General features: G+C 66.4%; 11 protein-coding genes. 4 read left to right on the forward strand and 7 right to left on the reverse strand.

Translation table 11 applies throughout. The features are described from left to right. Positions 1-15: 15 nt before the first annotated feature. Positions 16-906: a LysR family transcriptional regulator gene (locus tag ACODTJ_RS03425; protein WP_488847540.1), complete on the forward strand. Its 891-nt coding sequence runs from the start codon at positions 16-18 to the stop codon at positions 904-906. A gap of 59 nt (positions 907-965) precedes the next feature. Here the strand turns inward: ACODTJ_RS03425 and ACODTJ_RS03430 are convergent, their stop codons facing one another. After that, positions 966-1,604, reverse strand: a complete 639-nt coding sequence (locus ACODTJ_RS03430; RefSeq protein ID WP_454655828.1) for an isochorismatase family protein — start codon at positions 1,602-1,604, stop codon at positions 966-968. A gap of 131 nt (positions 1,605-1,735) precedes the next feature. Between ACODTJ_RS03430 and ACODTJ_RS03435 the strand changes: the two genes are divergently transcribed. Beyond that, on the forward strand, positions 1,736-2,428 hold the full coding sequence (locus tag ACODTJ_RS03435) for a TetR/AcrR family transcriptional regulator (protein WP_454655829.1): 693 nt from the start codon (positions 1,736-1,738) through the stop codon (positions 2,426-2,428). A gap of 42 nt (positions 2,429-2,470) precedes the next feature. On the opposite strand, the gene ACODTJ_RS03440 is transcribed toward ACODTJ_RS03435, so the two are convergent. Beyond that, positions 2,471-3,193 carry a haloacid dehalogenase type II gene (locus tag ACODTJ_RS03440; RefSeq protein WP_454655830.1) on the reverse strand — a complete coding sequence of 241 codons (723 nt, stop codon included), beginning with the start codon at positions 3,191-3,193 and terminating at the stop codon, positions 2,471-2,473. Between the two features lie 116 nt (positions 3,194-3,309). Here ACODTJ_RS03440 and ACODTJ_RS03445 point away from each other — a divergent pair, with 116 nt between their 5' ends. Further along, positions 3,310-3,864: a helix-turn-helix transcriptional regulator gene (locus ACODTJ_RS03445; protein ID WP_454655831.1), complete on the forward strand. Its 555-nt coding sequence runs from the start codon at positions 3,310-3,312 to the stop codon at positions 3,862-3,864. A 13-nt stretch (positions 3,865-3,877) separates the two neighbouring features. Here ACODTJ_RS03445 and lhpH read toward each other — a convergent pair whose 3' ends face one another. Both lhpH and putA read right to left on the reverse strand, forming a co-directional pair. Further along, on the reverse strand, positions 3,878-4,885 hold the full coding sequence (lhpH, locus tag ACODTJ_RS03450; protein WP_454655832.1) for a trans-3-hydroxy-L-proline dehydratase: 1,008 nt from the start codon (positions 4,883-4,885) through the stop codon (positions 3,878-3,880). 88 nt (positions 4,886-4,973) lie between these two features. Further along, entirely contained in the window at positions 4,974-8,675 is a 3,702-nt protein-coding gene (gene putA, locus ACODTJ_RS03455) for a trifunctional transcriptional regulator/proline dehydrogenase/L-glutamate gamma-semialdehyde dehydrogenase (protein ID WP_454655833.1), read from the reverse strand. 148 nt (positions 8,676-8,823) lie between these two features. Here putA and ACODTJ_RS03460 point away from each other — a divergent pair, with 148 nt between their 5' ends. Continuing rightward, positions 8,824-9,300 carry an Lrp/AsnC family transcriptional regulator gene (locus ACODTJ_RS03460; RefSeq protein WP_454655834.1) on the forward strand — a complete coding sequence of 159 codons (477 nt, stop codon included), beginning with the start codon at positions 8,824-8,826 and terminating at the stop codon, positions 9,298-9,300. A gap of 186 nt (positions 9,301-9,486) precedes the next feature. Here the strand turns inward: ACODTJ_RS03460 and ACODTJ_RS03465 are convergent, their stop codons facing one another. The 3 genes from ACODTJ_RS03465 to ACODTJ_RS03475 are packed head-to-tail and all read right to left on the reverse strand — an operon-like array spanning position 9,487 to position 13,762. After that, positions 9,487-10,782 (reverse strand): NAD(P)/FAD-dependent oxidoreductase, encoded by a 1,296-nt coding sequence (locus ACODTJ_RS03465; RefSeq protein ID WP_454655835.1) that lies wholly within the window; start codon positions 10,780-10,782, stop codon positions 9,487-9,489. A gap of 56 nt (positions 10,783-10,838) precedes the next feature. Beyond that, positions 10,839-12,404 (reverse strand): ABC transporter substrate-binding protein, encoded by a 1,566-nt coding sequence (locus ACODTJ_RS03470; RefSeq protein WP_454655836.1) that lies wholly within the window; start codon positions 12,402-12,404, stop codon positions 10,839-10,841. Between the two features lie 2 nt (positions 12,405-12,406). Then, the gene (locus ACODTJ_RS03475) at positions 12,407-13,762 is read right to left on the reverse strand and encodes an MmgE/PrpD family protein (protein WP_454655837.1); all 1,356 of its coding nucleotides are present in this window, start codon (positions 13,760-13,762) and stop codon (positions 12,407-12,409) included. Positions 13,763-13,779: the final 17 nt, after the last annotated feature.

Genomic DNA, 13,779 nt, shown 5'->3' on the forward strand with positions numbered 1-13,779 from the left:
CAATGATCTTTTGTCATGAAACATCCGATCGACGGCATCGAGGCCTTCATCCAGATCGCGGAGCTCGGAAGCTTCAACAAGGCGGCCGAGAAGCTGCATGTCACGCAGACCGGCCTGACGCGGCGCATCCAGCGGCTCGAAGCCCATGTCGGGTTGAAGCTGATCGACCGAACGACGCGCACCGTCGCGCTGACCAGCATCGGCCGCGAGTTCCTGCCGGAAGCCCAGCGCATGGTCGACGCCGTCGACCGTTCGTTCGAGCGGCTGAAGACGATGTCGCGCTTCTCGACTGGCGACATCACGATCGCCTCGGTCCCCTCGCTGATGTATGGGCGCCTGCCGCGCATCCTGCGGAGCTATGCCACGCGCCATCCGAACAACCGCGTCGAGATACTCGACCGGACCAGCACGCTGGTGATCGAGGCGGTGCGGCGGCGCCAGGCCGAGTTCGGCCTGCATGTCCAGCCGCCGAACCAGCAGGACCTGCACAACGAGATTCTGGTCCGCGATCCCTTCGTCGTCTATTGCCGCAACGACCATCCGCTGGCGGGGCGCGAGACCATCGCCTGGGCCGACCTCGCCGGCCAGGACCTGATCACGCTCGGCGGCAGCAGCGGCAACCGGCTGCTGATGGAGGCGCAGCTCTCGCGCTCCGGCATCGAGGTGAAGACCAAGTTCGTGGTCGAGTATTTCTCCAGCGCGATCGGGCTGGCCTCGGAAGGGCTGGGCATTGCGATCCTGGTTGAGTCGCTCGTCGAGAATCTGCGCCCCGATCTCGCGCAGATTCCGCTGGTGGAGCCGGTTGTCGATCGGCCGGTCTCGCTGATCCGGCGGCGTGGGGAGACGCTGACCCCGGCCGCCCAGGCGCTCTACAACCTGATAGTGCGCGATCTCGGGCCGCTTTAGGTGGCGCAGATGGCTCTGCGTCACCGATCCGGGCGAGGACAGGGCGGCCCAAAAACGGGTCAGGCGGCGTTCTGCCGGTGCCAGTCTTCCAGATAGGCCAGCACGGTCTTGAGATCGGAGACGTCGACATAGCGTCGGCCGAGATCGCGCAGGTTGTCGCGATGAGGCTGCTCCTCGATGTCGCCGACGCAATCCTCGGGCACGATGGTGCGGTAGCGGTAGCTGAAACTGTCGATCGAGGTGGCGCGGATGCAGCCCGAGGTGTTGCAGCCGGTGACGATCACCGTGTCGACGCGCTCCTTGTTGAAATAATCGCTGACGCCGGTGTTGAAGAAGATCGAGGGTGCCTTCTTGCAGATCGTCAGGTCGTAATCAGGATCGTAGATGCGCGGGTCGAAGGCGGAGCTGGGATGGTCGTGGCGGAAGGTGTCCCGCACCGCGGTGATCTTCCAGTAGGGCATCTCGCGCTCGCTCATATAGGCGGTGTTGCAATTGGCGACCGGCACATTGTAGCGGCGCGCGACCTCCAGCAGCCTGGCGGTGTTCTCCACCGCGCGCATGACGAGCGGTGCTCCCCCGAGCGGATACCGGGCGTCAGTGAAGCCGGTCTGGAAGTCGACGACGACGATGCCCGGCTTCATGCCGAAGCCAACCGGAATCTCGCCGTAGCTCCTGTTCTTGTAGTCGTCATCCGCCATGGTTTTCTCCCTCCGTGCGCGCATTCGCGTCGTGATCCGGGCACGGTATGCTCTTGAAAAAATCAGGCAAGATTGTTTTTATTTCATCGAAACCCTGGCCGCCGTGAGCCAACAGGGTGTGGAGTGGACAGATGGGTGCAGAGGTGAAGACGGCATCGCGCTCCGAGCGCCAGCAGCAGGCGCGGAGCCTCGCGACCTATGAGCGCCTGATCGGAGCGACGCTCGATGTCATCCACGATGTCGGCTACCACGCGGCGACGACGCAGGAGATCGCCGAGCGTGCGCAGGTGTCGCGCGGGGCGCTGCTCTATCATTTCCCGGCCCGCGCGGACATCATCCTGGCGGCGATGGAGCGATTGCTCGACGACGGTACCGCCGACATCCGCGCCGTCGCCTGGCGCGTCCAGAAGGGCGAGCTTTCCCTCGAAGGCTTCGTCGGTTTCCTCTGGGAGCTGTTTTCCGGGCGCTTCTTCTACCTGTCGCTGGAGATGATCACCGAGGCGCGCAACGATGCCGAGCTGCGCGAGCGGATGATCCCGGTCGTGAAGCGGTTCCACGAGGCGCTCGATGCAACCTGGGTGGAGTTCTGCAACCCGGAGAAGCGCACGGCCCGCGAGGCGCGCATCATCCTCAACCTGACGGTCTGCCTGGTGCGCGGCATGGGCGTGCAGACCGTGCTGCGCCAGGACCCCGGCTATTTCACCGACATGATCGAGGCCTGGAAGGCGCTGCTGCCGCAGATCGTCGAGGGCGGAGCCGGGGACGCGATGTTCGGCGGTCCCCGGTTTCGAGCGCAGGACGATGCGGCCGGGCAGGGGGGCTGAGACGCTTTCGTGCCGGCCGGTCTTGTGGGGGATGTGCTGCGATCAGCCGCCGAGTGCTTCCCGGTGCGCCTTGGCGAGGTCGGCCATGCTGTTGAAGCGGAAATCGTATCGCGGCATGTCGCCCGGGTGCATGGTCGCGCCGAAGCCGTCCTTGTCGTGGCGGCGATAAATCCAGCAGGAGGCCAGGCCGTGCCGGTTCGCCGGACCATGGTCATGGAACATGCTCTCGGCGGTGTGCAGGACCTCGCCCTTTCGGATGCCCAGCGTCTCCAGGTTGCGGAGCATGTAGTCGAAATTGCGCTCCGACGGCTTGTAGGAGCCGATATCCTCGGCCGTATAGATCGCGTCGAAGGCAACCTTGAGCTTCGCATTGCTGGCGGCGAAGCTCTCGTTGTCGACATTCGACAGGATCACCAGCTTGTAATGGCGCTTGAGATACTGGAGCGCTTCGGCGGAATCGGGGAAGGCCGGCCAGTTCTTGACCGAGTGCCCGTAGGCCTCGCACTCCTCCCAGGAAACGGACAGGCCCCATTCCTCGGCGAGGCGCTTGTAGACGATCGGCAGCAGGTCCCGATAGATTTTCGCCGGTGTCTGCAATTGCTGCGACGATTCATGGCGCGCATGCGCTTCCAGAACCTGATCGCGCGTCGGCGGCGTGGCGAGCCGGCTGGTGAGCGGCTTCAGCCCCTCGAACATGCCGGTTTCCCAGTCGATCAGCGTGCCGTAGCAGTCGAAGGTGAGGGCTTTGAAATCGGTGAGTTTCATCGGTCCTGTCCTATTTCCTGGAGAGGCTAGGCTACCTATTCACTTAATCCTATAGGTATCGGACACTTAAGTGTCCGGCCGGCTCGTCGGCTGAGAGCGATCGGGGACGACCGGCGATGGATGTGGATTTCCGGCTGGCTTTCGAGAATGCCCCGGTCGGGCTGGTCATCGGCCGCAGTCGTGCCCTCCTGGCCTGCAACCACGCCTTCGCCAGGATGTTTCGCGGATCGATGGACGGTTTGGTCGGCCAATCGTTCGAGCGGCTCTATCCGACGCAGTCCGATTACGAGGAGACCGGGAAGCGGGTCGGCACGCGCCTGGCGGCCGAGCGCAGCTACACCGACGACCGCGTGATGCGACGTCTCGACGGCGACCTGTTCTGGGTCAGGGTCAGCGGGTTCACCTATACGCCCGACGACGCCCATGAACACACGCTCTGGGTGTTCTCCGAGCTCGGAAAGGCAGAATCCGACGGCCAGTCGCTGCGGACGTCGCTGACCCCGCGCGAACGGGACGTGGCCGCGCTGCTGATCGACGGCAGGACGGGCAAGGAGATTGCAAAGGCGCTGAACATCAGCCCGCGCACCGTCGATATCTATCGTGCGCGGCTGCTTCGGAAATACAACGTCAACAGCACCAAGCGGCTGGTGGAGCTTCTGCTGAACGGCTGATGGCCCGGCATCGCTAACGCAGCAGGAAGCCGTGCCGCAGCGGGTCGTCGCGGTCGATGGTCCAGGTGGCCTGACCGCAGATATGCGCGCTGCCCGAGACTTCCGGGATGATGGCGTCGATCTTTCCGAGCCTGGTCTCCCGCAGGACGCGGCCCGTCATGATCGAGCCGACGATGGACTCGTTGACCAGAAGCTCGTCCGGCTTGAGCAGCCCCTTGGCATGGAGCAGCGCGGTGCGCCCGGCCGTGCCGGAGCCAGTCGGCGAGCGGTCGAGCTGCCGGTCGGCGAAGATGCAGCAATTGGCCTGCGTCGCCTTGGGATCGAGCGGATCACCATCGATGATCGTGCCGTAGATATGGTTCAGCTCCGGGATTTCCGGATGCATGACCGGGAAGGCCTTGTTGGCGGCGATCTTCACCTCGGCGCCGAAGCGGATCAGCGCCTCGGCATTCTCCCGTCGGATCGCGAGGCCGAAGGGGCGGCCGTCCGTGTAGAAATAGAAGGCGCCGCCAAAGGCGATATCGCCGGTGACGCGCCCATAGGTCGGCGTCTCTACGGTGACGTCGCGATGAACGAGATAGGAGGGCACGTTGACGAAGCGCACGCTGGCGGCGCGCCTGCCGTCCCAGGTGACGAAAGCCTCGATGAAGCCGCAGGGTGCATCGATGCCGACGCGCGTCTCAGGCTCCGTGCGCTTGACCCAACCCAATTCGACGGCAGCCGTCGCGAGCGCGATGACGCCATGGCCGCAATGATCGCTGTAACCCTCGTTATGCACGAAGATCACGCCGAAATCGGCCTCGGGCGAGACGGGCTCGGTCAGATAGCCCGCATACATGTCGGCGTGGCCGCGCGGCTCGAAGATCAGCGCCTGCCGGATCTCGTCGATATGGGTCTTCACCCAATCGCGCCGCTGCACGATCGTCTTGCCGGGCAGGCGCGGCAAACCGCTGGTCACGATCCGGAACGGCTCGCCGCCGGTATGGACTTCGACTGTCTGGATGACGCGATCGGCCTGCATAATTCCCCCTGATGCTGTGTTTCGGCACAGCCTTGAGCAGGTTCAGACGCCATCCGCAAGGGAGGCGCCTGAACGCGCATTCTTCGGCTCAGCCGATGGTCATCAGGCTGGCATTGCCGCCGGCCGCCGTGGTGTTGATCGAGGTCGAGACCTCCTCGAGCAGCCAGTTCAGGCAATAGGCGTCGGGATCGCGCTTTAGTTCTTCCGTGCTCGCCGCCTGCACCAGCACGAGTGGGCCGGAGAGCTGGGCGATGCGGCGGTTCACCTCACTGATCCGCTTGGTGTCGCCCTCGACCAGCGCACCCGAGAACGGGCCATCGGCCTCCCAGTCCGAGGTCCAGCTGACGCGGGCTTCGACAGCCGCCGGCAGACCCGACAGCGCGCTCTTCAGCCCGGAAGCCGCGTCGATGACGAGCTGGTTACCGGTTGCCAGCGCCGCCGCGACCTGCTGGTAGAGGCCAGCTTCGGTCTGCGGCACGAGCAGGATGCGGCCGCGCGGATGCAGCGCATAGAGATTGCGCTCGCCGACCGGGCCGGCCAGCTCGACATGGAGTCCGAGCGCCGAATGGCCGCCGATCTCGCGGGCGGTGTTCGCCTCAGTGTTCAGCCCCTTGCCCGAGAGCCAGGCGGCATATTCGAGTAGCGCCGGATCAGTATGGATCGAGCTGTGCTGCGGCGGAATCGGCGCCTTGCGCACGAGACGGCCGATATAGAGCGGCCCGCCGGCCTTCGGCCCGGTGCCGGAAAGCCCGCGCCCGCCGAAGGGCTGCACGCCAACCACCGCGCCGATGATGTTGCGATTCACGTAGAGATTGCCCGCCTTGATGCGGCTGGTGACATGGGCGATCGTCTCGTCGAGCCGCGTATGCAGGCCGAAGGTCAGGCCGTAGCCGGAGCCGTTGACCTCGTCGATCAGCTTGTCGAGATCGTCGCGCTGATAGCGGATGACGTGGAGCACGGGGCCGAAAACCTCGCGCTTCAGGTCGGTCAGGCTCTTCAATTCGACGATGGTGGGCGGCACGAAGGTGCCCTTCGCGGCAGCCTCCGGCAGCGGGAGCTGCTCGACCTTGCGGCCGAGGCCGCGCATGCGCGCGACATGATCGTCGATCTCGGCTTTAGCGCCCCCGCTGATCACCGGGCCGATATCGACGCTGAGCTTGTCGGTGCGGCCGATGGTCAGCTCCTTCAGCGCGCCCTGCAGCATGTGCAGCGTCCGGTCGGCGATATCCTGCTGCAGGCAGAGAACGCGGAGCGCCGAGCAGCGCTGTCCGGCGCTGTCGAAGGCCGAGGCGATGACGTCGGCGACGACCTGCTCGGCCAGCGCCGAGGAATCGACGATCATGCCGTTCTGGCCACCGGTCTCGGCGATCAGCGGGATCGGCTTGCCTTCCGCCGAAAGGCGCTCGGCCAATTGCGCCTGGATGCCGCGCGCGACCTCGGTCGAGCCGGTGAACATCACGCCGGCCGTTTCGGCCGCGCCCACCAGCGCGGCGCCGAGGCGGCCGCTGCCGGGAGTGAACTGCAGTGCGCCGCGCGGCACGCCGGCCTCGTGCAGGATCTTCACGCTCTCATGCGCGATGATCGGCGTGACACCGGCGGGCTTGGCCATCACCGCATTGCCGGCGACGAGCGCCGCCGCAACCTGGCCGGTGAAGATCGCCAGCGGGAAGTTCCACGGGCTGATGCAGACGATGGGCCCGAGCGGCGCATGGCCCGGTCCGAGCGTCTTGCGCGCCTGGTCGGCATAGTAACGCAGGAAGTCGATGGCCTCGCGCACTTCGCTGATCGCATTGGCGGCGGACTTGCCGGCCTCGCGCATGGCGATGCCCATCAGCGTCTCGATGCGCGCCTGCATGATGTCGGCGGCACGATCTAGGCAGGCGGCGCGCTCGGCCGGCGACACTGCGGCCCAGGCCTTGCCGCCCTCGGCGGCGAGACGGGCGATCTTGGCGGCGTCCTCGACCGCAAGCTCGGTGACCTGCCCGACGACATCGGAATGATCGGCCGGGTTCAGGATCGGGCGCGTGGTGCCGGCGGTGGAGTTGTCGGCGAGCAGCGGCACGGCGTGCCAGCTCTGCCCGACCGTCGCCGCGAGATTGCCGGCAAGCTCGGCCAGCGCGGCCTCATTGGAGAGGTCGATACCCCCAGAATTGGCGCGGTCGGCACCGTAGAGGTCGGCCGGCAGCGCGATCTGGTCATGCAGCATGCCGATGACCGGCATCGCCTCGACGACATCGACGGGGTCGGCGACGAGCGAGTCGATCGTCACCTTCGGGTCGGAGATGCGATTGACGAAGGAGGAGTTCGCGCCGTTCTCGAGCAGGCGGCGCACGAGATAGGCGAGCAGCGTCTCATGCGTGCCGACCGGCGCATAGATGCGGCAGGGCCGGTCGAGATTGTCCTTGCCGACGACTTCGTCATAGAGCGGCTCGCCCATGCCGTGCAGGCACTGGAATTCGTACTTCCCGACCGCGAAGTCGTTGCCGGCGAGATGATAGATCGTCGCCAGCGTCTGGGCGTTATGCGTGGCGAATTGCGGGAAGATCGCGTCGGGCGCGGCCAGCAGCTTGCGAGCGCAGGCGACATAGGCGACGTCGGTATGGACCTTGCGGGTATAGACCGGGAAATCGGCGAGCCCGTCGACCTGGGCGCGCTTGATCTCGGCATCCCAATAGGCGCCCTTGACCAGGCGCACCATCATGCGCCGGCCGGAACGGCGGGCGAGATCGATGATCCAGTCGAGCACGAAGGGGCAGCGCTTGCCATAGGCCTGCACCACGAAGCCGAGCCCGTTCCAGCCTTGCAGCGCGCCATCGAAGCTCAGCGCCTCCAGCAGGTCGAGCGAGAGCTCCAGCCGGTCCGCCTCCTCGGCATCGATATTGAGGCCGATATCGTAGCTCTTGGCGATCAGTGCGAGCTCGCGCACGAGCGGCAGCAACTCGCCCATGACGCGGCCGGCCTGGGCGCGGCTATAGCGCGGGTGCAGCGCCGAGAGCTTGATCGAGATGCCCGGGCCTTCATAGACGCCGCGCCCGTTCGCGGCCCTGCCGATGGCATGGATCGCGTTCTCGTAGTCGCGATAATAGCGCGCGGCATCGGCGGCGGTCGTCGCGGCCTCGCCGAGCATGTCGTAGGAATAGCGGAAGCCGCGCGCCTCCAGTGGGCGGGCGCGCTTCAGCGCCTCGTCGATCGTCTCGCCGGTGACGAACTGCTCGCCCATCATCCGCATCGCCATGTCGACGCCGCGCCGGATCACCGGCTCGCCGGCCCGCGCGATGAGGCGGGTCAAGGCAGCGGCGAGGCTGCGGTCATTGACCGTGGAGGTCAGCTTGCCGGTGACAACGAGGCCCCAGGTCGCGGCATTGACGAAGAGCGACTTGCCGCCGCCGACATGGGACTTCCAGTCGCCATCGGCGATCTTGTCGCGGATCAGCGCATCGCGCGTCGCCGTGTCCGGAATGCGCAGCAGCGCCTCGGCGAGACACATCAGTGCGACGCCTTCCTGGCTGGAGAGTGAGTATTCCTGAACGAGACCCTCGACGCCGGTGCCCTTGTGCTTGGCCCGCAGCGCCTCGATCAGCTTGCGCCCCGTGCGGGCGATCTCCTGCTTGCCCGCCGGCGTGAGCTTCGCCGCGGCCAGCAAGGGCGGCAGGCATTCCGTTTCGGGGCGACGATAGGCGGCGGTGATCGCCTGGCGCAGTGCCGACTGCTCGCGGATCGGCGGGGCGAAGCCCGTGAAAGGCGCCGGGCTGGTGGCGGTGTTGGCGGCGGCAGCGGTGGCTTGGCTCATGGCGGGTCCCGGCGGGTTCGAGCGCGACGGGCCGAGGGCGATACCCTCTCCCGTTCTTTGCGCGGGAGCTTATCACGAGCACGATTCTCGCGTGGTCCAATTTTCGCTATCATGCAGTCCGTTCGGACTTCAGATCTGGAGATTGAAAGTGAAGAAGCCTAAGGAAACGCCTGTTGAAGGCGATCTGGACGCGTTCGATCGCAAGATCCTCGACGTTCTCAGGGAGGACGGCCGGATTTCGATCGCCGAGCTCGGCGCGCGGATCGGCCTGTCGAAGACACCCTGCCAGATCCGGTTCCGCCGGCTGGTCGATGATGGCTATATCGAGGGCTTCCGGGCAACGCTCAATCCGGCGAAGCTCAAGCTGGATCACATCGCCTTCGCCGAGGTGAAGCTGTCCGACACCACGGAAAAGGCACTCTCGAAATTCAACGAGGAGGTCAAGAAGATCAGGGAGGTCGAGGAGTGCCACATGATTGCGGGGCGCTTCGACTACCTCCTGAAGATCCGCACGCCGGATATCAGGCGCTATCGGGCCGTGCTGGGCGAGAAGATCTCGAACCTGCCCCATGTCGCGAACACCTCGACCAATGTCGCCATGGAGACGGTCAAGGAAACCTGGTGAGGCGCGGAGGGTTCCGGCGCCGGCACTTTCAAAAGGCTTGCTTCATTTTTCACGGACACATGCCGTCATTCCGGACAAGCCGCGAAGCGGCGCCGATCCGGAATCCATCATGAGGCGCGGCGCTCTACGATGGATCCTGGGTCAAGCCCGGGATGACGGGGTGTTTCCGCATGAAATCAATAAGCTCTAAGCCTCCAGCCCGGCCTTGCGGCTTTCCAGCGCCGAGATGACGCGGAAGCCGATCGAGCGGAAGGGCTCGGGCGCGATCCAGCTCGCCTCGCCCATGATCGTCTCGACCTCCCTGGCGTTGCCGACGCCGCGGATCAGGTCTGCGAGCCTGCGACCGAGCATGGTGCCCTTGGCGAGGCCGCTGCCATTGCAGCCGCCGGAGGCATAGAGCCCATCCTCGAGTTTGCCCCACCAGGGCGCGCCATTCATCGTGAAGGCGGTCGTTCCGCCCCAGACATATTCGAAATCGACATGCCGCAGCTCCGGCCAGCGGCGCTGGAAGCGGTCGCGCAACGCGCGCACGGCGGTCGCCTGCGGGATCTCCTGATCATGGGCATAGAGCGAGCGGACCATGAGCCGGTCGCGGCCGATGCGGCGCAGGGTCGTGCCGAGCCGGTGCGAGGGCAGCAGGCCCCAGGCCGGGGACTGGCCGAGATGTCCGATATCGGTCTCCTTCACCGCCTCGGTGACGGCGGCATAGGTGAAGATCGTCGCCATGCGCGATTTCAGGTAGCCGAGCCGGGGAATGAAGCCGTTATTGGCCAGCACGACCGTCCGGCAGCGGACGCTGCCGCCTTCGGTGGCGAGCCGCCAATCGGAGCCCTCCCGGCGCATCTCGCGGACCGGGCTCTGCTCGTAGAGCGTGATGTTCGCGGGGAGCGCATCGACGAGGCCACGGATCAAGGCCGCCGGCTGGAGCAGCCAGGTGTCGTGCATGTGCAGGCCGTAGCGATAATAGTCCGCGCCGATGCGCTCGCGGATGCCCGCCCGGTCAAGGACCGTGTGCTGGAGGTTGTTGGCCCGGGCGACCTCGGCGACCTTGCGCAGGGTGGCTTCACCCTCCTCGGTCGCGGCGGCGCGGATCGAGCCGACCTTCTGCATGTCGCAGGCGATGTCGTTGTCGCGGATGATGCCTTGCAGCCATTCGAAGGCTTCGGTGAACAAACGGCTCTGGTTGCGGGCCTTGTCCGCCATTTCCATGGAAGCGGTGCGCGGCAGCACGTCGGGGGTGGTGAAGCCCGAATTGCGGGCTGAGGAGCCTTCGCCGACCGTCGTCGCCTCGATCAGGGCGAGGCGCGCCTGCGGATCGAGCTCGTGCAGGCACCGGGCCGCCGCGACGCCGGTATAGCCGGCGCCGACGACGGCATAGTCGACGGTGATGTCGTCGTTCAGCGCGGCGCGGGGCGTGCGTGCGGGCAGCATCGCGGTCCAGCCGCAGAGATTGGCGTATTTCGGATAGGTCAGCTTGGACATGGCTTTGTCTGGGATGGAGGGAGGCCGCGCCCCCTGGGGCGCGGCCGAAGGGTGGTTCAGTCGACGAAATGCGTCTGTTCGGTCACGAGCGGGCCGAGCGACATCGAGCCCTTGAGGTCGAAACCCCATTTGAGCTTCTCGCGGCGGGCCCAGACCTGCCCGGTCTCGGTGATCGGGATGACGCAGACATTGGTGATGATCAGCTTCTGCGCCTCCTGCCACAGCGCGATCTGCTTCTTGGCGTCGGTCTCGCCGCGGGCTGCCTCGATCTGCTTGTCGGCGACGTCGCAATGGCTGAAATTGGTCACTTGGCCGGGCTGCCCGATGGCGCTCTTCGAGTGGTAGAACTGCGTCAGGTAATTGTCCGCGATCGGGAAGCGCGCGGCGCCGTACATGACGAGCGGGCTCAGGTCCTTGCGGATCATCTGGTGCCAGGTGGCATGCTCGACCGGCTGAAGATTGAGCGTGATGCCGCCTTCCGCGACCTGGCCCTGGATGATCTGCGCGGTCGATTCCAGGCTCGGCAACTGGCTGGCGAGCATGGTGACGGTCAGGCCGTTGGGGAAGCCGGCTTCGGCCAGCAGCTTCTTGGCCTTGGCCGGGTCCGGCGGCAGGACGCCGGCATTCTCGTCGAAGCCGAGATTGTTGGCGGGGATCGCCGACTTGCCCGCACGGGTGAAGCGCGGGCCGCGATACTGGGCGATCTTGGCCGCATCGATTGAATGGGCGAGGGCCTGCCGGACCTTGATGTTGTCGAAGGGCGGCTTGGTCACGTTGACGCTGAGGGTCGTCAGCTCGGCCGGGTCGAAGCTGTCGACGACCACGCCGGGATTGGCGAGCGTGCGCTGCAGCCAGCGCTGGTCGGCAAGGCCGGTCGCGGCATCGACCTCGCCAGCGACGAAGGCGAGGTCTCGCGCTGCATTATTGGTGAGGAAGCGATAGGTGATCTTGGTGAGCTTGGGCTTGCCGCGGAAATAGGCGTCGTTCGCCTTGAAGGTCACGGCCTGGCCGGGTGTGATCGCATCGAGTGCGAACGGGCCAAAACCGACCGGGTTGCGCCGGAAATTCTCGCCGCGCTCCTCGAAGGCCTTCTTCGAGATGATGAAGCCGCCGGCATAGTTGGTGAGCAGGCCGAGCAGGCTCGGCACGCGGCTCGACAGCGTGATGCGGACCGTCTGCGGATCGACCGCCTCGACCTTCTGGAAGGCGGCATAGTCGCTGGCGAAGGCCGAGCGCTTCGCGTCGCGCGCCTTGTCGAGGCTGAACACCACGTCGTCGGCCGTGACGTCGCCATAGCCGTGCTGCCATTTCACGCCGGGGCGCAGCTTGAAGGTCCAGACCAGGCGGTCGTCGCTCGCCTGCCAGCTCTCGGCGAGATCGGCCTCGATCGTGGCCGGGTCGGTCGAGCCGGGCGCGAAGCGCACGAGCCCGCCGAAGATCCAGGCCGAGAGGATGCGGTCGGAGGTGCTGCTGGCGTAATGCGGGTCTAGCGTGCCGACATCGACGGCGGCGGCGCCCAAGGTCAGTTCGGTCTTCGCGGCGAAGGCCGGCAGCGATGCCAGCAGGCCGAAGCCGAGAACGCCGGCGAGAAGTCCGGCTTTGGTCGAAGCGGTGCTTTTCATTGTTAGCCTTCCCCTGTTGAAACCAGTCGCAGCCGCGCCGGCTGTGTCCCGAGCGCGGCGAAAAGAGGCCGGAAGCCATCGCTCGTCAGCCCGCCGAGCGCGGCCAGGATCGTGTCCTGCCAGTCGGGCGCGACGCTTGCCGCGCCGATGCGCCGGAATTTCTCGGTGACCTGCGCGCGGTTCATCGGATTGGCGACGTCGCCGAGCGGGTAGGGCACCGTCAGGCTGCGCGCTCCCTCGCCCTGGTCGATGATGACGCGGCAGGGCGTGCTCTTCGGGAAGGCGGTCGCGAAATCCTCATGCGCGGACAACTCGATCCGGCCGGCGAGTTCGAGCACCTGCGGATCGTGGAGATGGGCGGGGTCGACCGGCTGCAGGGCGGCGGCGCCATGGATCGCAGCCAACGCGCAGCTGAAATAATAGCTGTATTGCCCGCCTTCGAGCGTCTGCGGGGCGCGTTCATTGGCGAGGCCGAGCCCGCGTGGGAAGGTCTCGATGCGCAGCGACAGGATCGGCTTGCCCGGCTCGTCGCGCAGCGCCAGGATCGCATCGACCGCAGCATGCATGTAGCGGCAGCAGGCATAGGGCTTGAGATAGCAGTCCTGCAGCCACCAGCGCTCGCCTAGCCCGCCGGTCAGCACGCTGCGGGTGAAGCGGTCGTCACGGTCGAGCAGGTCACGCGGGCCGGTCGCGCCCGCACGCGCCCGATAGGCGCCGGTGAGGCCGGCGACGACGGCGGGCGGGATGACCTCCTTCACCGTGCTGCCCTGGTATAGCGAGGTGCCCATGGGATAGCTGATCGGGCCTTCGGCGCCGGCGATGGCCATGGCATGGGCGAGCGCCGGGGCATCGAGGCCGAGCAGGCGCCCGGCCGCGGCGGCGACGCCGTAATTGACCCAGCGGCCGCTGCTATAGGTCTCGATGGTCGGTGTCGGCCGCGAGGTCGCGACCCGGAGCGCGACATCGTAGCCCAATGCAATCGCGTCGAAGATGCGCGCGTCGGAGGCGTCGAGCGCCTGGCCGACGGCGAAGGCGGCCGGGATGATGCCCGCACCGGCATGGCCGGCTGCGCCGCGATGTCCGTCATCGATGTCGAGTGCGCTCGCCGCCGCGGCATTCGCCATGGCGGCGCCGGCGACGCTGAGCTTGGTGCCGGTGAGCCAGATACCGGCCGGGCCGGAGCCGTAGAGCTGTTCGGCGGCAATGCGGGCGGCGATAGCCAGCCGCGAATCCAGACCGGCGGCGGTCGCCCCGATCAGGTCGGCGACCAGGAGCGAGGCGCTTTCTCGCGCTTCTGCCGGCAGGGCGCCCTCGGGATGGTCGGCGACGAAGGCGGCGAGTTCCTCGATGGCGTGCATGGTTCGCGTTCCGGCTC

Source organism: Allobosea sp. FG18, from assembly GCF_057809495.1.

What these genes read in the sequence shown, in the direction of transcription:
- ACODTJ_RS03425 (WP_488847540.1), top strand. Translation starts at nt 16, where the DNA reads ATGAAACATCCGATCGACGGCATCGAGGCCTTCATCCAGATCGCGGAG.
- ACODTJ_RS03430 (WP_454655828.1), bottom strand. Translation starts at nt 1,604, where the DNA reads ATGGCGGATGACGACTACAAGAACAGGAGCTACGGCGAGATTCCGGTT.
- ACODTJ_RS03435 (WP_454655829.1), top strand. Translation starts at nt 1,736, where the DNA reads ATGGGTGCAGAGGTGAAGACGGCATCGCGCTCCGAGCGCCAGCAGCAG.
- ACODTJ_RS03440 (WP_454655830.1), bottom strand. Translation starts at nt 3,193, where the DNA reads ATGAAACTCACCGATTTCAAAGCCCTCACCTTCGACTGCTACGGCACG.
- ACODTJ_RS03445 (WP_454655831.1), top strand. Translation starts at nt 3,310, where the DNA reads ATGGATGTGGATTTCCGGCTGGCTTTCGAGAATGCCCCGGTCGGGCTG.
- lhpH (WP_454655832.1), bottom strand. Translation starts at nt 4,885, where the DNA reads ATGCAGGCCGATCGCGTCATCCAGACAGTCGAAGTCCATACCGGCGGC.
- putA (WP_454655833.1), bottom strand. Translation starts at nt 8,675, where the DNA reads ATGAGCCAAGCCACCGCTGCCGCCGCCAACACCGCCACCAGCCCGGCG.
- ACODTJ_RS03465 (WP_454655835.1), bottom strand. Translation starts at nt 10,782, where the DNA reads ATGTCCAAGCTGACCTATCCGAAATACGCCAATCTCTGCGGCTGGACC.
- ACODTJ_RS03470 (WP_454655836.1), bottom strand. Translation starts at nt 12,404, where the DNA reads ATGAAAAGCACCGCTTCGACCAAAGCCGGACTTCTCGCCGGCGTTCTC.
- ACODTJ_RS03475 (WP_454655837.1), bottom strand. Translation starts at nt 13,762, where the DNA reads ATGCACGCCATCGAGGAACTCGCCGCCTTCGTCGCCGACCATCCCGAG.